The following is a 17,118-nucleotide window of genomic DNA, read 5'->3' as shown; positions in this document are numbered from 1 at the left end:
GTACGAGGGCGACCCTCCGCCTTGCGATCGCACGCACCAGACGCCGCGAGCCCCGCCCTCCGGGCGGACGACGCTACTTTCGAAACACGCCCTAGAGCCCGGTCGCCGGGAACCGTGAAGCGGCCGGCGCCGCCGAGCGCAGGACCCCGACCGCGAGAGCGGGCCCCGGCATGACACCGGGGCCCGCTCACGCGCTGCCTCCCCTCGGCGACGGGTGACGCGGTGCCGCGTCCGCCGCTACCGCTGACTCCCGTTCCGAGACCCCCAAGGGCCTCTCAGTCGTCCAGCGCGTCCAGCACCTCGCCGAGGTCCACGAACTTGAAGTTCGTCGCGGTGCGGCCCTCGGCCTCGCCCGCGTCGTCGTGTCCGTCCTGCACCACGAGCAGACCACGCGGATACCTGCGCCCCAGCGGCTCGCGCAGTGCCGCCGCGCCGTCGCACTCCTCGGAGCCGTCGGGACCGGCCGCCGTGGCCCCGATGCGGAAACCTCCCTCGTACGCGAGGTGGGCTCCGTGTCCGCGGTCGTAGGCGGCGAAGGTGTCGTCGCCCTGGCTGGACGCCAGCAGGTGTCCGTCGCCGCCCGCCCCGGCGACCAGCGTCAGGCCCTCGACGTCCGCCGAGAGCCGCTCGCCCCCGTATCCCGGGTCGGTGCCGGGCACGCACTCCTCGGTGACCTCGTCGTAGACGCCCGGAACGCCGAACTCCCGCACCCTGTCCAGGAGTCGGGGCCTGCCGGTGAGGGTGACGGGCACGCGCCAGATGCCGACGTCCTCCTGGGCGGCGTAGAGCGTGCCGCTCGCCGGGTCGACGACCATGCCCTCGACCTGCGGCAGCTCGCCCGGCTCCGCGCACGGTGACCAGGACGTCCCGTTCGGCAGGCGGAAGGACGAGGGCAGGGTCAGGGTGCGGACCGTGCGGTAGCCGACCCTGCCGCCCGGAGCGGGGGTCAGTTCGAGCAGGGCGACGGTGGTGCGCTCCCGTCGGCTCACCAGCGCGTAGCTGCGGCCGGTGGCCCGGTCGGTCCAGGTGGCGAGGCCGTACGCGGTGCGCTGTCCGTCGATCTCGGCCTGGTCCGCGGAGAAGACCGGCGGGGCGGACGGGTCCGTGACGTCGCTGAGGGGGCGGGAGGGGGTGCGCGGGTCGATGCGGTAGAAGCGCAGGCGGTCCGTGCCCCGGTCCGTGGTGACCGCCACGTCGGCCCGGCCCGTGGACAGCCCGAGCCCGTGGACGAGGTCGACGTTGTTGAAGCGGCCGGGGGCGTGGCCGGGCCCCGGCCGGGCGGGCGCGGCGATCGACTGGACCAGGCGGGCGTCGAGGTCGTAGACGCGCAGGCCGCCCTGCTTGGCGGTGGCGACGACGAGACTGGCGTCCGGGCGGGCGGGGTTGCGCCAGATCGCGGGGTCGTCGGCGTCCGCGTCGCCGCCCGCCTCGTCGTCGTACAGCGGTGCGGTCTCCGCGCGGGGCAGGACCGTCGGCAGGCTCGGGCCGGTGTGCGCGGTCGCGGGGAGCGCGGCGGTCAGGACGAGGGACGCCGCGAGCGCGGCGACGGCGAACGGTCGGGGAAGAGGTCTGGCCACGTCGACCTTCCTTCGATAGCGGGCATGACAAACATGGTGATCTTGGTGGCGCGGTCCGTCCGGGAGGGGACGGGCGGGTGGCGGACAGGTGCCCGCGGGCGGAACAACGCCGGTGCGGTGTACGGAGTGTGGGCCTACGCCGTGGAGTGCGCCAGCAGGTAGTCGACGGCGGCGGTGACCTCCGTGACCGTGTGGTGGGGCACGGTCAGGCCGTCCGGCCAGGGACGTCCGGCCACCCATATCGTCCGCAGGCCCGCCCGGTGCCCGCCGTCGATGTCCGCCCGCGGGTTGTCGCCCGTCATCCAGTCCCCCGCGGTGAGCTGGGTGCCGCAGCGGGCCGCCGCCAGCTCGAACAGCCGGGGGTCCGGCTTGCGGACGTCGATGTCCCCCGAGGCGGCGATGCCGTCGACGAGATCGGCGAGGCCCGTGGCCCGCACCTTGGCCCGCTGGATGTCGGACGCCCCGTTCGTGGCGACGCCCACGCTCCAGCCCCGGTCCTTCAGCCGGGCGAGGCTGTCCAGCACGGCGGGACGGCAGGTGACGGCCGCCGCCATGCGGTCGACGTACACCCGCCACAGGTGCGCGGCCGACTCGCGCAGCCCGAACCGCGCGCGCAGGCGGGCGAAGTCGCCGCGCTCGGCGTGATCGGCCAGTTCCGTCAGCAGCCACCGCTCGATCTCCGGGCCGTATCCGTGGTCACGACACAGGTCGGCGACGGCGTCCGCGAACGCGGCCGTACGGTCCACCAGGGTGCCGTCCAGGTCGAAGAGGGCAAGACGCATGCGCGAGACCCTACCCATGTGAACTGCCGTGACTCCGGGCCGGGATGCCGCCGCGGGGATCCGTGTTTGCCGCACCGGGGAGCGGCAACGCGATGTCCATGAGTGAATCGAACGCCGAGACGAACGAAGAGCGAGAGACGAAGAAGCGGACCACCGCGGCCAAGGCCCGGCAGAGCGCCACGAAGGCGACCGCGCCGGCCTCGCGGGCGGCCGACGGCGCCGCGGCGAAGACCGGTGAGGCCGCCTCCGCGGCCAAGCGGGGCGCCGAGCGCGCGGCCGACGCGACGACCGGCGCCGCCCAGAACGCGGCCCGGACCGTCGAGGCGGGCCGCCAGGCGATCGTCGCGACCTCGGGGCAGGTCGCGGCCACGGCGAAGACGGCGTGGACCGTCATCGCCCAGCGCAAGCTGGTCGCTGCGGCCGCCGGCGCCGGCCTGACCGCGATCACCGCCGCCTCCTACGCGGCCGGCCGCCGCTCCGGCCGCCACACCCACGGCCCCCTCACCCGCCTCACCGGCGGCCGCATCTGACCCCACCGGGTGCGGTGCCCGGCACGGGAGATGCTCACCGGTCAGCGGCGGACCCCACCCCTCCGGGGGCGGGGTCCGCCGCCGGTGTGCCTCCGGGGCGCCTCCCCACCCCGGCCACCTCACCTCCCGCCCCGCAGCCGAGCCGTCCCGGTCGCCGCGCGGTGGAACCCTCCCCGCTGGGCACAAGCGGGAGTGATCTTCGTCGAGGCCCACCCCGGAGGAACCGTCACCGTGACCGCGCCCACGCGTCCGCTGCCCCCCGCGCCGCGCCGTCGTTTCGATCTCCGGTCGACGGCGCTCTTCTTCGTCATCCTCGCCATCCTGCTGAGCCTCGTCGTCCTGACCGCCCGTACCGCGGCGGCCGCCGCCGAGCGCCGCCCGGGCTGGGCGGTGGCGCTGGTGCTGCTCACGGCCGGGATCGTCGTGGCCTGTCGGCGCGGCCGTCGGCACTGGTCGGCGCGCAGGCTGGTGCGGCGCACCGCCGCCGCCCTCGAACAGGCCGCCGAGACCGCGGCCGGCGAACTGGAGCACACGGACCCCGCACCCCCGCCCACCGCCGCCGAGAACCGCCGGGCCGAGGAGACCCTCGTCCCTGCCGCCCCCGAGCCGACGGTGGTGATCCCTCGGCAGCCCGGCACGGAGCCCACGCTCCTCGACCCCGACCACGAACCGACCGTCGCCGCGGCGACCGTCGTCGACGTCGTGGACTACGACGCCCTGGACCCCGACGAGTTCGAGCAGGCGATAGCCGACCTGTGCCTGCGCGACGGCTGCACGGACGTGGAGGTGGTCGGCGGCGCCGGCGACCTCGGCGCCGACGTCACCGCCGTCGCGCCGAGCGGACACCGGCTCGTCATCCAGTGCAAGCGCTACGGCGAGAGCCACAAGGTCGGCTCGCAGGACCTCCAGCGCTTCGGCGGCACCTGTTTCACCGTCCACGAGGCCGACGTCGCCGTCATCGTCACCACCAGCGACTTCACCGCCCCCGCCGTCGAGTACGCGCAGCAGTGCGGCATCGTCTGCGTGGACGCGCGGGACCTGTGGGCCTGGGGCGCCGGCGCCGGCCCGCGCCCCTGGGAGCCGCGCCCCTGGGAAACGCACGCCGCCGAGTGCTGAGCCGGGCGGCCCGGTGGCCGCCGATGGTTCGCCCGCAGCGAAGTGGGCACTTGGCGGTGAGCTGTCGGCGAGCACGGGAGGCTGTTGTGGCGGTTCGGCATCACCTGATCAAAACGGACCCGGCGACGGTGTGGGCCGTCCTTTCCGACGGGACCCGCTACGCGGACTGGGTGGTCGGAACGGCGACGTCACGGCCATTGCGAGGACAGTGGCCGCAGGTCGGCTCGGCGATCGCTTACGAGATCAAGCTCGGTCCCCTCAGCCTCTCCAACGAAACCGTCGTCCGGCGCTGCGAGGAAGGCCGGGAACTGGAACTGGAGGCCAGGGCGGGCGCGCTCGGCACCGCCAGGATCGCCGTCGAACTGCGCCCCTGGGGCGAGCACTGTCTCGTGATCGTGGACGAACACCCCCTCCAGGGAGCGGGCGGCGCCCTGCACAACGCCGGCGTCGAGGTGCTGATCCAGGTGCGCCACCGCGCCATGCTCGCCCGGCTCGCCAAGGTCTGCGCCGCCGAACGCGACAAGGACGAGGCCGAAGCCGGCGCAGGGACCTCCGGTCACGACGGCCGCCGCACGACGTCCCCGGCGGCAGGGCGAGCCGCCTACGGAGGCGTCGATGCCTGACGCCGTCGTGATCGGAGCCGGACCGAACGGCCTGGTCGCGGCCAACCTCCTCGCCGACGCAAGCTGGAGCGTGGAGGTCCTGGAGGAACAGCCCGAACCCGGCGGCGCGGTGCGCCACGACCAGGGTGTGGACACCGCGTTCGTCAGCGACCTCTTCAGCTCCTTCTACCCGCTGGCCGCCGCCTCCCCGGTGCTGTCGGGGCTGCGACTGGGGGACCACGGCCTGCGCTGGAGCCACGCCCCGCACGTCCTCGCCCACCCCCTCAGCGACGGCAGGTGCGCCGTACTGGACCGAGGCGTCGACACCACAGCGGCCTCCCTCGACGTGTTCCACGCCGGGGACGGCGACGCCTGGCGCCGGCTGCACGACGTGTGGGAACGGCTGCGGCCGGACATCCTCGACGCCCTCTTCACCTCCTTCCCGCCGGTCAGGGCGGGCGCACGGCTCGCCCTGCGGCTGCGCGGCGCGGGCGGACTGCGCCTGGCACGCACCTTGCTGCTGCCGGTGCGGCGCATGGGCGACGAGGAGTTCGGGGGAGAGGGCGGCAGGCTGCTGCTGGCCGGCAACGCGCTGCACGCCGACCTCGCCCCCGAGGCCGCCGGCAGCGGAGGCTTCGGCTGGCTGATGTCCATGCTCGGCCAGACCTACGGCTTCCCCGTGCCCGTCGGCGGCGCGGGCGCCCTCACCGCCGCCCTGGTCCACCGGCTGCGGGCGCGCGGCGGCGCCGTGCGCTGCGGGGTGCGCGTGAACCGGGTCGTCGTCCGGGGCGGACGGGCCGTCGGCGTGCGTACCGCCGACGGCGAGGCGGTCCCCGCCCGCCGGGCCGTGCTGGCCGACGTGTCCGTTCCCGCGCTCTACGGCGAACTGGTCGAGCCCGAGCACCTGCCGGCCCAGACACTGGCCGACCTGAAGCGGTTCCAGTGGGACTTCGCCACCTTCAAGGTCGACTGGGCGCTCGACGGCCCCGTGCCGTGGGCCTCCGAACAGGCCGCGCGGGCCGGCACCGTCCATCTCGCCGACGGCCTCGACGAACTCACCCGCTTCGCCGCACAGATCGCCATGCGCCGCGTCCCGGACCGCCCCTTCGAGCTGTTCGGCCAGATGACGACCGCCGACGCCACCCGCTCCCCGAGCGGCACCGAGTCCGCCTGGGCGTACACCCACGTTCCCCACGAGGTCCGGGCGGACGCCGGCGACGAGGGCCTCACCGGCGCCTGGGACGAGAAGGAACAGCAGATCATGGCCGACCGGGTGGAACGCCAGGTCGAACGGTTCGCGCCGGGGTTCCGCGCGCTGATCCGGGCGCGCCGCGTCCTCGCCCCGCCCACCCTCCAGGAACTGGACGCCAACCTCCTCGGCGGCGCCATCAACGGCGGTACGACAGCCCTCCACCAGCAGCTCGTGTTCCGGCCCACGCCCGGCGCCGGGCGCCCCGAGACGCCGGTGCGCGCTCTGTTCATCGCCTCCGCCGGCGCCCACCCGGGCGGCGGCGTCCACGGCGCCCCGGGAGCCAACGCCGCCCGCGCGGCCCTGCGCCGCAACCTGCCCCCAGGGCTGCCCCGTCTCCAACGCGCCCTCGCCCACCGCGACCGCACGGGCGCCCCGACACGCTCCCTCCACTGAGGCCGGCGGCGCAAAACCCCTCGGGCCCCACAGTCACCGATCGGAGCGTCCCATGGCAGACCGCCTGCCCGACAGCCCGCCCGCCCGCGGCCCCCTGGCCCACCGCACCGTCGTCGTCACCGGCGCCGCCCGCGGTCTGGGCGCGGCCCAGGCGCACGCCCTCGCCCGGCGCGGCGCACGCCTGGCGCTGCTCGGGCACGAGGGGCCCGCGCTGGAGGCGGTGGCCGCCGCGCTGCCCACCCCGGCCGTGGCCGTCGAGGTCGACATCACCGACGCGGCGGCCCTGCGCCGGGCCGCCGACACGGTCCGCGCCCGGCTGGGCCCGCCGTCCGCCGTCGTCGCCAACGCCGGCATCGCCGAGGGCGGCCCGTTCGAGACGGAGGACATGGACGTCTGGCGCCGCGTCGTCGACGTCAACCTCACCGGCAGCGCCCTGACCGCCCGGACGTTCCTGCCCGACCTGGAGGAGACCGCGGGCTACTACCTCCAGATCGCCTCCCTGGCGTCGATCGGCGCCGCCCCGATGATGAGCGCCTACTGCGCCTCCAAGGCCGGCGTGGAGGCGTTCGCCCACTCGCTGCGGGCCGAGGTCGCCCACCGGGGCGTGGCCGTCGGCATCGCCTACATCAACTGGACCGACACCGACATGATCCGCGACGCCGACCGGTACGCCGTCCTGCGTGAGCTGCGCGCCCACATGCCCCCGCCCGCCCGGCAGGTCTTCCCGGCACAGGAGGTCGCCGAGCGGCTCGCGCGGGCCGTGGAGCGCCGCCGCACCGCCGTCTACGTCCCCGGCTGGCTGCGTCTCGCGCAGCTGACGCGGGCCGCGCTGCCACCGCTGGTGCTGCGCCGCTGCCGGCGTGCGCTGCCCCGGCTGGAGGCGCGGGAGGCCTTCGGCCAGACGGGGCCGCTCGGCGCGGGCGGCCGAGCCGACAGTGAATCCGCTCATCTGAGCAGCTCGGGACGCAAAGGGTCGATCTGACGCTTACATCGGAGCCGTCCGGGGCACTCGGGGAGCCGATCACTCCGGGAGCCGCACCCGCGCGGTGCGGCGGGGGCGCCGAAGCAGGGCGAGGGAGACGAACGTGACGGTGCGCATAGGCGTAGAGGAAGAGTTCCATGTGCTGGACGTGGAGAGCGGGCGGCTCGTGCCACGCGCCGACGAACTTCTCGGCCGGGCGGACAGAGACGGCTTCACCCGCGAGCTCCAGCAGACGGTCGTGGAGAGCAACAGCGGCGTCCACGACACCCTGGACGATCTCTTCAAGGACCTGTCGGGTACCAGGCGCCGGCTGGACGCGGCCGCCTCCTCGCTGGGGCTCGCCGTGGTCGCCGCCGGCACGGTCCCGCTGGCCCGCGTCACCTCCCGCGACGTCACCGCCGACCCCCGCTACCGGCGCATGGTCGAGGACTACCGCCGGGTCGCCGACGAACAGCTCATCTGCAGCGCGCAGGTCCACGTCGACGTACCCGACCGCGACACCGCCGTACGCGCCATGTGCCTGGTCTCGCCCTGGCTCGCGCCGCTGCTCGCCCTGTCGGCCAGCTCGCCGTTCTGGCTCGGCGCCGACACCGGCTACGCCAGCTGGCGGACCATGGTGTGGCAGCGGTGGCCCACCGCCGGCCCGGCCGGCTGTTACCGGGACGCCGCCGACTACGACGCCGCCCTCGCCGAGCTGATCGCCTCCGGTGTCATCACCGACGCGGGCATGGCTTACCACGACGTACGGCCCTCCGCTCACCAGCGCACCCTGGAGCTGCGCATCTGCGACGCCTGCCCCCGGGTGGAGACCGTGGTGCTCGTCGCCGGCCTCTTCCGGGCACTCGTGAGGGACGCCTGCGACCGTCTGGCCCGCCACGACGGGCCGGTGTGCGAAGGCCGCCACGACCGGCTGCGCGCCGCGACCTGGCGGGCCGCCCGCTCCGGTCTCGAAGGCATGCTGGTCCACCCCGAGACCCACCGCGCCGAGCCCGCCGGCACGGTCCTGCGCGCGATGGCGGCCCGGCTGCGGCCCGCCCTGGAGGCCTCCGGCGACCGGAGCATCGTCGAAGCCCTGCTGGAGGAGACGCTCGCCGCGGGCAGCGCGGCCGACCGGCTGCGCCACGCGGCGCAGACCGAGGACCTCCTCGCCAGCATCGACCTGATGGTCGCGGAGACCCGCGGGACCCGGGCGACGCCCCGCCCGCCCAGGCCGACCCGCCCCTCCCGGCCGAACAGGGCCGCCGCCCGGCACGCGCACCCGCACGCCCCCGCGGCGGCCCCGGCAGGACCGCCCGAGCCGTAGGCCCGCGCCCCCTGCCCGTCCCCGTCCCCGACGACAAGGAGCGTCACCCCGTCATGTGCGGCACCCGGCCCGCCCCCAGGGCCTGTTGCGAAAGTACCGCCCGCCCCGCGACGCCTCCCGACCCGGAAGGCTCCGACGACAGCGCGCCGACCGACCGGGCCGGCGCCCCCGGCCCACGCGACCCCTTCCGAGGACGCCTCCCCCGCCCGGGACTTCAGGGCTTCACGGGACGGAGGATCATGCGATGTGCGGGCTGAGCGGCGAGATCCGCTTCGACGGCGGCCGGCCCGACATCGCGGCCGTGGAACGCATGACGGACCGGCTGGCGCCCCGCGGCCCCGACGGCCGCGGACTGTGGTCCCAGGGCCCGGTGGCGCTGGGCCACCGCCGGCTGAAGATCATCGACCTGTCGGAGAGCGGCGCCCAGCCCATGGCCGACCCCGGCGCCCGGATCAGCGGCGTCTTCAACGGCTGCGTCTACAACTACCGCGAGCTGCGCGACGAACTGCGCGGCCTCGGCCACCGCTTCTTCTCCGACTCCGACACCGAGGTTGTCCTCAGGGCGTACCTGCAGTGGGGCGCCGACTGCGTACGGCACTTCTACGGCATGTTCGCCTTCGCCCTCGTCGAACAGGACACCGGACGCGTGGTCCTGGCCCGCGACCGGCTCGGCGTCAAGCCCCTCTACCTCGCCCGGAGCCAGGAGCGCCTGCGGTTCGCCTCCTCGCTGCCCGCCCTGCTCGCCGCCGGCGACGTGGACACCTCGCTGGACCCCGCGGCCCTGCACCAGTACCTCAGCTGGCACGCCACCGTCGCAGCGCCCCGGACCGTCCTCAACGGCGTGCGCAAACTCCCGCCCGCCACGGTCCGCGTCATCGAGCCCGACGGCGCCTGCCACGACCACGTCTACTGGCAGCCCGCCTACACCCGGCGCCCCGAGCACGCCGCGATGAGCGCCGGCGACTGGACCGACGCGGTGCTGGAGGCACTGCGCACCGCCGTCCGCCGCCGCATGGTCGCCGACGTCCCCGTCGGCGTGCTGCTGTCCGGCGGGCTCGACTCCAGCCTCATCGTCGCGCTCCTCGCCGACGAGGGGCAGAGCGACCTGGCGACCTTCAGCGTCGGCTTCGAGTCCGAAGGCGGCGAGGACGGCGACGAGTTCGCCTACTCCGACCTGGTGGCCGCGCGCTTCCAGACCCGCCACCACCAGCTGATGGTGCCCTCCGACCGGGTCTCCGGCGCCCTGGACGCGGCGGTCGCCGCCATGAGCGAACCGATGATGAGCCACGACACCGTCGCCTTCCACCTGCTGTCCGAGCAGGTCGCCAAGGAGGTCAAGGTCGTCCAGAGCGGCCAGGGCGCCGACGAGGTGTTCGCCGGCTACCACTGGTACCCCGCGATGGCGGACGTGCCGCGGCAGCGGGCCGCCGAGGCGTACATCGACGCCTACTTCGACCGCTCGCACGACGAGCTGACCCGCATCCTCGAACCCGGCGTCCTGCCGGACCACGACGTCTCCTCGGAGTTCGTCCGCGCCCACATGGCGGCCGACGGCGCGCAGACGGCGCTCGACGCCGACCTGAGACTCGACACGCACGTGATGATGGTCGACGACCCGGTCAAGCGGGTCGACAACATGACCATGGACTGGGGCCTGGAGGCACGGGTGCCCTTCCTCGACCACGAACTGGTCGAACTGGCCGCCGCCTGCCCGCCGGAGCTCAAGCTCGCCGACGGCGGCAAGGGCATCCTCAAGGCGGTCGGCCGCAAGGTCCTCCCGCGCGAGGTCGTCGACCGGCCCAAGGGCTACTTCCCGGTCCCCGCCATCAAGCACATGGCCGGGCCGGTGCTCCAGCGCGTCCGCGAAGCGCTGAACGCGCCCGAGGCCAGGGCCCGCGGGGTCTTCCGACGGGACTACGTCAACGAACTGCTCGCGGCGCCCGACGCGCACCGCACCAGGCGAGGAGCCAACACGCTGTGGCAGATAGCGCTGCTGGAAACATGGCTGCAGACGCACCGGATCCACTGACGGCGGTGGCGGACGGACCGGGGTACGCCGTCGCCGGCACGACGTCGTCCGATCCCCTCGCACCCGACGGGACCGGGCCGGGCGCGAGGGGCGCGGATCGGCGCCCCGCTCGCGCCCCCGTCGACGGGTCGGACGGACCGGACGACGCCCTCGGCTCCCGCCCGCCGGACGCGCTGGGCCCCGCGCCCGCGCCCCTGCCGCTCCCCGACACCTCCGCCGCGCACGGCGCCCCGCAGCCCCTGCTGGCCCATGGCTGCTGGTACCCCTCGGCCGCCCCGGACGGCCGGCACACCGCGTTCATCTGCGACCGCGCCGGCGTGCCCCAGCTGTGGGCGGGGCCCGTGAGCGGCGAGGACGTGCGCCTGCTGGACGCCGACCCGCAACCGGTCACCGAGGTGTCCTGGTCACCGGACGGACGGTGGATCGCCTACACCGTCGCCCCCGGCGGCGGCGAACTGACCCAGGTGCTGTGCGTACGGCCCGACGGCACCGACCGACACCTCCTGGCCGGCGGCGAGCCGGGCACCTCCGCACACCTCGGCTGCTGGCAGCACGACGGCACGGCCCTCGCGGTCACCGTCACCGAACCGGCCCCGCCGGGCCGCCCGCATCCGGTGCACCCCGCTCTGCCCGCCCAGCAGGGCCCGCAGACCCGGGGCGCCGCCGACCACGGACTGGAGGCGAGGACCCTGTCGGCGTACCTCGTCGACCCCGACGGACTGTCAGCTCCCGTCCTCCTCGCCGCCGAGCCCGCCGCGCCCACCCTGCGCGTGTGCGACCTCAGCCAGGACGGCCGGCTCGCCCTGCTGCGCCGGGGCCCGCGCGGCCGCCGCGAAGCCCTCGTCGTCCGCACCCGCGACCTGACCGTGACCTGCGTGAAGCGGGTCGCCGACGGCGACCCCTGGATCGGCGCCTTCGCACCCGACGGCCGCACCCTGTGGCTGCGCAGCGACGACGAGCGCGAGTACGCCGCCCTCAGCGCGATCCGTCTCGACCCCCGGGGGCGGCCCCTCGGCGTCACCGTCGTCGCCGAACGCGCCGACTGCGGACTGGAGTTGCTGTACCTCGACCGCGAGAGCCGCAACGCCGCCCTGGCGTGGAACGCCAAGGGCGTCAGCGAACTCGAACTCACCTCGCTGCCCCCGGCCGCACCCCCCGACGGGACGGTCCTCCCGCTGCGGCCCGTGGACCTCCCGCACGAGGTCGTCACCCGCATCGCCCCGCTGACCGGCGCCGACGGCCCCGTCGTGGCCCTGTCCGGATCCCGCCGCCGCCCCGGCATCTGGCACGTCCCGTCCGGCACGCCCGTGCGCACCCCCTGGTCCTCCCGCGACGAGGACGCCGTCCCGCCGGGCCGACCGCCCACCCGCCCGGTGCCGATGCACCCCGTCGCACGCGACGGCCTCACCCTCGGCGGCTGGTACTACCGCGCCCCCGGCCGCTCCCCGGGCGAGCCCGCGCCCTGCGTCCTCCATCTGCACGGCGGACCCGAGGAGCAGGAACGCCCGGTCCTGCACCCCCTCTACCACGAGCTGATCAGCCGCGGCCTGGACGTCTTCGCCCCCGACGTGCGCGGCTCGTCCGGTCACGGCCGCACCTTCGTCGACGCCGACCTCGGGGAGGGGCGGTTCGCCGCCATCGACGACGTCGCCGACTGCGCGGCCCACGCCGTCGCCGAGGGCCCGGCCGACCCGCGGCGGCTCGCCGTGATGGGCCGCTCCTACGGCGGCTACCTGGTGATGGCGTCCCTGGTGTGGCACCCGCACCTGTTCCGCACCGGCATCGCCGTCTGCGGGATGTCCGACCTCATGACGTTCTTCGCCGGCACCGAGCCGTGGATCGCCCGGTCGGCCGCCCACAAGTACGGCCACCCCGAACACGACCGCGACCTCCTGCGCTCGCTGTCCCCGATGAGCCGGATCGACGAGCTCCGGGCCCCGGTGCTGGCCGTGCACGGCGAACACGACACCAACGTGCCCCCGGCCGAGTCCGAGCAGTTCGTCCGGGCGGCCCGCGAACGCGGTCTGGAGGCGCGGCTGCTGCTCCTGCACGAGGAGGGCCACGACTTCCGCCGCGCGGACAACCGCAGGCTCTTCCGCCGCACCGCCGCCGACTGGATGCAACGCCATCTGACCGGCTGAGGCGCCCGTGGGGGCGCTGCACCGAGCAGCGCGCCCCCCTGTCGACAGGGTCACCCCACGCCCGCGTCCGCCCCGTCGACGTCCGACCTGCGGCGCACGACCATCAGCGCGGTGTCGTCGCCGGGCGTGCCGGCCGAGTGGCGGCGCAGGTCGCGGTAGACGGCGGCCGGCACCTCGCCGGGCCGCACCCCGGCCCACACCGGCGCGCGCTCCTCCAGCGGATAGAACGCGCCGGACGGATCGCGGGCCTCGGTGACGCCGTCCGTGCACAACAGCAGCGTGCTGCCGTGGGGGAACGCGAACCAGTCGACCGTGCGCGGCGTGGGGGCGAGCGCGTCGAGGCCCAGCGGCACGCACGGCTCGCCCCGCAGCGCCGACCCGGTCTTCTCCCCGTCGAGCAGCAGGGGCGCGACATGACCGCAGTTGATCGCCTGGACCTCGTCCTCGGAGTCGACGCCGAGGACGAGCGCCGTCACGAAGCGCTCGCTCTCGCCGACCTGCGCGGCGAAGGAGTTGTGCCGCAGCACCGCCTCCTCCAGCGCGTCCACGACCGCGGTGAGCGTCGGCTCGGCGACGGCCGCCTCCCGGAACGCGCTCAGCACCGCGAACGCCGCGCTGATCGCGGGCAGCCCCTTGCCCTGCACGTCCCCGATGAACACCCGGCTGCCGTACGGGGAGGCCACCACCTCGTACACGTCGCCGCCCACCCGGCTGTCCTCCTCCACCGGCTGGTAGAGGCCGTGCACGAGGAGCTGGTCCGTCACCAGCGGGAAGGGCCGCAGCAACTGCCGCTGCAACGCGGCCGCGGCGGACCGCAGCCGGGCGATCTCGCCCTCGCTGCGCACCCGCTGCGCCGCCCGCGCGATGCTGAGCCCGTTGAAGACGAGCGCGAAGACGACGGTCGCCACGCCGGCGCCGACCGAGTCCTCCGCCCGGTCGAACAGGGCGGCGACGATCGTGAGCGTCACCCACGCGGAGGCGACGGCGGTCTGCCGCACCGTGCCCCGTCCGGAGACCAGCGCAGGCAGCACCACCAGGAACGGGGCGAGACGGGTCTCCCGGTCCAGGAAGAGGCCGATGACGGCCAGCAGAGCCGTCGTGCCGACCAGCCACCCCAGGACGACCGCCCATCGCAACGGCGGCGCCGCCCCGCCCCGCACGGACGAGGCCTCAGGATCCAGTGCTGTACCCACCAACCCTCCCGCCCCCGCAATCCTCCGGCGCCCCGAGAAACGCCCTCCTCACCCATAATCGGCCCAAACCACCCCGAAGGCCCAGCCGGCCCGACCCGACGGGCGCGGCGACGGCGCGCCCGGCCCCCGCCCACGCGCACCCGACGCCGCAGGCCCCCGCGAGGCCACACCGCCAGGCCGCCCGAGCCCCGCCATGGTGGAGTGGACAGGTGATCGTGCTCGCCGTGCTCTTCGCCGTCCTGGGCGCCGCCAGCAACGCCACCGGTACGGCGTTCCAGCGCAAGGCCGCCTCCACCGTGCGCCGCGGCGGCGGCCTCACCCTCCTCCTCGCGCTCGCGCACCGGCCCGCCTGGGCGATCGGCGTCGCCGGCGTCGTGTGCGCCGCGGTGTTCCAGGCGCTGGCCCTGGTCAACGGGGCCATCGCCCTGGTGCAACCCCTCTTCGTCCTCGAGCTCCCCTTCGCCCTGCTGATCGCCGTCCCCCTGCTGCGCCTGCGGCTGGCCGCCGCCGGCTGGCGGGCCGTCGCGGCGGTGGTGGGCGGCCTGGCCGTGCTCCTCTTCTCGGCGGCGCCGGAGGAGGTCCGCGAACAGGCGCCCATGGCCCGCTGGATTCCCGCGCTGACGCTGTCGATCGCGGCGATGACCGCCGCCGTCCTCCTCGCCCGCCCCGGCCGCCCGCCCCTGTTCCGCGCGGCCGTACTGGCGGGCGCCGCCGCGGTCGGCAACGCCCTGACCGCCGCCCTGATGAAGTCCGCCACCGAACGTCTCGCCGACGACGGACTCGTCGCCTTCCTCACCATCTGGCAGACGTACGCCTTCGCCCTCGCCGGCGTCTGCGCCGTCCTGCTCCTGGAGAACGCCCTGCAGGCCGGCCCGCTCACCGCCTCCCAGCCGGCGCTCACCATCGGCGACGCGACGATCAGCCTCGTCCTGGGCGTCACCCTGTTCGACGAGCGGGTGCGCACCGGCTGGTGGCTGGTGCCGGAGGCGCTGGGCGCGCTGCTGCTCCTGTGGGGCGTCTTCCGGCTGGCCCGCGTGGTGCCGAACCTGGCCGAGGTGGTCAGCTGAGCGCCGAACGAGACGGGCGCCGCGGGCCCCTAGCGTCCGCCTCCCGGCACACCTCGCCGACCTGCGCGCACCCCGTCCCGGTGTGAGACTTGCCGCGAGGACCAGCGGCAGCCGGTGAGGCGGTGGTGAGGTGTGTCGGCCGAGGCCAGCGACGAGCGGCTCAGCGAGTTCCTCGCCGACCCCGTCACCTCCACCCTCGAACTGACCGCGGCGCTCGACCGCTGCACGAAGGCCCTCGACCTCCCGCACGCCGTGGTCTACCTCGCCGACCTGCAACAGCGCCGCCTCGTCCCGCTGACCGACGCGGCTCCGCCTCTCTCCGTCGACGACTCACTGGCGGGCTGGACCTACCGCACCCAGTCCCTGCGCGTCCAGGCGCACGGCGCGGGCGGTGTGACCGCCTGGTTCCCCCTGCTCGACGGCGCCGAACGGCTTGGCGTCGTCGCCGTGCACGCGCAGGCGCTCACCGCGCGCTCCCTCACCCGGGGCCGGGCGCTCGCCGCACTGCTGGGCATGATGCTCACGTCGAAACGGGCCTACAAGGACTCCTACGCCAGTCACATCCGCACCCAGCCCATGCGCCTGCCCGCCGAACTGGTGCGGGCCTTCCTGCCGCCACGCACCATCGGCGACGGCCGCGTCGTCTCCACGGCCGTCCTGGAACCCGCGTACCAGCTCGGCGGGGACGCCTTCGACCACTGCCTCACCGACACACGCCTGCACGCCACCGTCGTCGACGCCATGGGCCACAACCTGGCCTCGGGGCTCACCAGCGCGGTCACCCTCGCCGCCTGCCGCAACGCCCGCCGCAGCGGAGCCGACCTCGCGGAGCTGGTCGCCGGCGCGGACCGGGCGCTCGCCGAGTGGCTGCCCGACCAGTTCTGCACCGCCGTCGTGACCCAGCTGGACCTCGCCACGGGCATGCTGTACTGGAGCAACTGCGGCCACCCCGCGCCCCTGCTGATCCGTGACCAGCGGCCGGTCGCCGACGCGCTGGAGCGCGAACCGGGACCGCCGATGGGTCTGCCCGCGCTGCTGTCCGGGGAGCCGCGCCAGACCCACGAATACCCGCTCCTGCCGGGGGACCGGGTGCTGCTCTACACCGACGGCGTCACCGAGGCCCGCGTCCGCGACGGCAGCCTCTTCGGCCTCGAACGCTTCGCCGACTACGTCATCCGCGCCACGGCCGCCGGGGAACTCGCCCCCGAGACCCTGCGCCGTCTCATCCACTCCGTCCTGGACACCCAGCCTGAGGGCCTGCGCGACGACGCCACCATCCTGATGCTCGAATGGCAGCCGCCCGCCCGCACCTGACCGCGGCCGGCGAACCGTGCCGTACGGCGGGGCCGTCAGGCGTGCGAGAGGGCGAAGGAGACGAGGAAACCGCAGACCGTGACCAGCCCGATCGCCAGATGCGCGTCCTCGAACGCCTCGGGGATCATCGTGTCGGCGATCATGGCGAGGATCGCCCCGGCCGCCACCGCCGTCACCGCGGCGATCACGGCGGGGGAGAACGCGCCCACCACGGTGTAGCCCAGCACGGCCGACACGGTGCTCGCGGCCGCGATCGCGCCCCAGACCCCGAACACGTACGCCTTGCTCCGGCCGGCCTTGCGCATCCCCGCCGAACTGGACAGCCCCTCGGGCACATTGCTGATGAACACCGCCGCCACGGTCACCAGGCTCACCGCGCCTCCGTCGAGCAGCCCGACCCCGATCACCGCCGACTCCGGGACACCGTCCAGCAGCGCCCCGAGGGCCAGCGCCGTGCCGGAACCGCCCTGCTCGCCCTCCGAGGGCTGCGTCTCGCCCTCCGCGGACCCGGAGCGCTTTCGATGCCGCGCGCCCCGGCGGGCCAGCCACAGGTTGCCGAGGGTGTACGCCAGCGCGCCGACGAGCGTCCCCACGGCGGCGGGGCCCAGCCCGCCCTTGTCGTACGCCTCGCCGACCAGCTCGAAGGAGACCGCCGACAGCAGCACGCCCGCGCCGAACGCCATCACCATGGCGATCACCTTCTGCGGGACCCGCACCCCGTATCCCACCAGCGCTCCCAGCAGCAACGCCGAACCCGCCACCAGTCCCCACAGCCCCGCAAGCACCACTTCAGACATGCCGGTCCGTCTACCCGCGACACCTGCTCGGGATTCACCG

14 protein-coding genes are annotated in these 17,118 nt (G+C 75.1%); 10 read left to right on the top strand and 4 right to left on the bottom strand.

Going from position 1 to position 17,118, the window contains the following annotated elements; translation table 11 throughout:
- Positions 1-275: 275 nt before the first annotated feature.
- Entirely contained in the window at positions 276-1,577 is a 1,302-nt protein-coding gene (locus tag ACIRS4_RS33555; RefSeq protein ID WP_404203262.1) for a phytase, read from the bottom strand.
- Positions 1,578-1,711: 134 nt separating this feature from the next.
- Positions 1,712-2,359, bottom strand: a complete 648-nt coding sequence (locus ACIRS4_RS33550; RefSeq protein ID WP_404203260.1) for an HAD family hydrolase — start codon at positions 2,357-2,359, stop codon at positions 1,712-1,714.
- A gap of 92 nt (positions 2,360-2,451) precedes the next feature.
- Here ACIRS4_RS33550 and ACIRS4_RS33545 point away from each other — a divergent pair, with 92 nt between their 5' ends.
- The 8 genes from ACIRS4_RS33545 (at position 2,452) to ACIRS4_RS33510 (ending at position 12,707) form a co-directional block, all read left to right on the top strand.
- The gene (locus tag ACIRS4_RS33545; protein ID WP_404203258.1) at positions 2,452-2,889 is read left to right on the top strand and encodes a hypothetical protein; all 438 of its coding nucleotides are present in this window, start codon (positions 2,452-2,454) and stop codon (positions 2,887-2,889) included.
- A 231-nt stretch (positions 2,890-3,120) separates the two neighbouring features.
- Positions 3,121-4,005 carry a restriction endonuclease gene (locus ACIRS4_RS33540; RefSeq protein WP_404203256.1) on the top strand — a complete coding sequence of 295 codons (885 nt, stop codon included), beginning with the start codon at positions 3,121-3,123 and terminating at the stop codon, positions 4,003-4,005.
- Positions 4,006-4,091: 86 nt separating this feature from the next.
- Positions 4,092-4,628 carry an SRPBCC family protein gene (locus tag ACIRS4_RS33535; RefSeq protein WP_404203254.1) on the top strand — a complete coding sequence of 179 codons (537 nt, stop codon included), beginning with the start codon at positions 4,092-4,094 and terminating at the stop codon, positions 4,626-4,628.
- Positions 4,621-6,252 carry a phytoene desaturase family protein gene (locus tag ACIRS4_RS33530; protein ID WP_404203252.1) on the top strand — a complete coding sequence of 544 codons (1,632 nt, stop codon included), beginning with the start codon at positions 4,621-4,623 and terminating at the stop codon, positions 6,250-6,252. Before ACIRS4_RS33535 ends, ACIRS4_RS33530 begins: the two co-directional genes overlap by 8 nt.
- Before the next feature lie 52 nt (positions 6,253-6,304).
- Complete coding sequence (locus tag ACIRS4_RS33525; protein ID WP_404203250.1) at positions 6,305-7,234, top strand: SDR family oxidoreductase; 930 nt, start codon at positions 6,305-6,307, stop codon at positions 7,232-7,234.
- A 103-nt stretch (positions 7,235-7,337) separates the two neighbouring features.
- Positions 7,338-8,537 (top strand): glutamate--cysteine ligase, encoded by a 1,200-nt coding sequence (locus tag ACIRS4_RS33520; RefSeq protein ID WP_404203248.1) that lies wholly within the window; start codon positions 7,338-7,340, stop codon positions 8,535-8,537.
- 244 nt (positions 8,538-8,781) lie between these two features.
- The gene (locus ACIRS4_RS33515; RefSeq protein ID WP_404203246.1) at positions 8,782-10,566 is read left to right on the top strand and encodes an N-acetylglutaminylglutamine amidotransferase; all 1,785 of its coding nucleotides are present in this window, start codon (positions 8,782-8,784) and stop codon (positions 10,564-10,566) included.
- Positions 10,539-12,707 (top strand): S9 family peptidase, encoded by a 2,169-nt coding sequence (locus ACIRS4_RS33510; protein WP_404203243.1) that lies wholly within the window; start codon positions 10,539-10,541, stop codon positions 12,705-12,707. The genes ACIRS4_RS33515 and ACIRS4_RS33510 overlap by 28 nt, the downstream gene beginning before the upstream one ends.
- A 50-nt stretch (positions 12,708-12,757) precedes the next feature.
- Here the strand turns inward: ACIRS4_RS33510 and ACIRS4_RS33505 are convergent, their stop codons facing one another.
- Entirely contained in the window at positions 12,758-13,900 is a 1,143-nt protein-coding gene (locus ACIRS4_RS33505; protein WP_404203241.1) for a PP2C family protein-serine/threonine phosphatase, read from the bottom strand.
- A 209-nt stretch (positions 13,901-14,109) separates the two neighbouring features.
- On the opposite strand from ACIRS4_RS33505, the gene ACIRS4_RS33500 reads away from it, so the two are divergent.
- Both ACIRS4_RS33500 and ACIRS4_RS33495 read left to right on the top strand, forming a co-directional pair.
- A complete protein-coding gene (locus ACIRS4_RS33500) occupies positions 14,110-14,967 on the top strand; it encodes a DMT family transporter (RefSeq protein WP_404203239.1) in 858 nt (285 codons plus the stop codon).
- Positions 14,968-15,099: 132 nt separating this feature from the next.
- Complete coding sequence (locus ACIRS4_RS33495; RefSeq protein WP_404203238.1) at positions 15,100-16,281, top strand: PP2C family protein-serine/threonine phosphatase; 1,182 nt, start codon at positions 15,100-15,102, stop codon at positions 16,279-16,281.
- A gap of 35 nt (positions 16,282-16,316) precedes the next feature.
- Here ACIRS4_RS33495 and ACIRS4_RS33490 read toward each other — a convergent pair whose 3' ends face one another.
- Positions 16,317-17,078 carry a ZIP family metal transporter gene (locus ACIRS4_RS33490; RefSeq protein WP_404203236.1) on the bottom strand — a complete coding sequence of 254 codons (762 nt, stop codon included), beginning with the start codon at positions 17,076-17,078 and terminating at the stop codon, positions 16,317-16,319.
- Between the last annotated feature and the right edge of the window lie 40 nt (positions 17,079-17,118).

The organism is Streptomyces sp. NPDC101166, from assembly GCF_044768125.1.
In the GTDB taxonomy this organism is placed as follows: domain Bacteria; phylum Actinomycetota; class Actinomycetes; order Streptomycetales; family Streptomycetaceae; genus Streptomyces.
This window is presented reverse-complemented; position numbering and strand designations above follow the sequence as displayed.

What these genes read in the sequence shown, in the direction of transcription:
- ACIRS4_RS33515 (WP_404203246.1), top strand. Translation starts at nt 8,782, where the DNA reads ATGTGCGGGCTGAGCGGCGAGATCCGCTTCGACGGCGGCCGGCCCGAC.
- ACIRS4_RS33525 (WP_404203250.1), top strand. Translation starts at nt 6,305, where the DNA reads ATGGCAGACCGCCTGCCCGACAGCCCGCCCGCCCGCGGCCCCCTGGCC.
- ACIRS4_RS33510 (WP_404203243.1), top strand. Translation starts at nt 10,539, where the DNA reads ATGGCTGCAGACGCACCGGATCCACTGACGGCGGTGGCGGACGGACCG.
- ACIRS4_RS33530 (WP_404203252.1), top strand. Translation starts at nt 4,621, where the DNA reads ATGCCTGACGCCGTCGTGATCGGAGCCGGACCGAACGGCCTGGTCGCG.
- ACIRS4_RS33550 (WP_404203260.1), bottom strand. Translation starts at nt 2,359, where the DNA reads ATGCGTCTTGCCCTCTTCGACCTGGACGGCACCCTGGTGGACCGTACG.
- ACIRS4_RS33545 (WP_404203258.1), top strand. Translation starts at nt 2,452, where the DNA reads ATGTCCATGAGTGAATCGAACGCCGAGACGAACGAAGAGCGAGAGACG.
- ACIRS4_RS33490 (WP_404203236.1), bottom strand. Translation starts at nt 17,078, where the DNA reads ATGTCTGAAGTGGTGCTTGCGGGGCTGTGGGGACTGGTGGCGGGTTCG.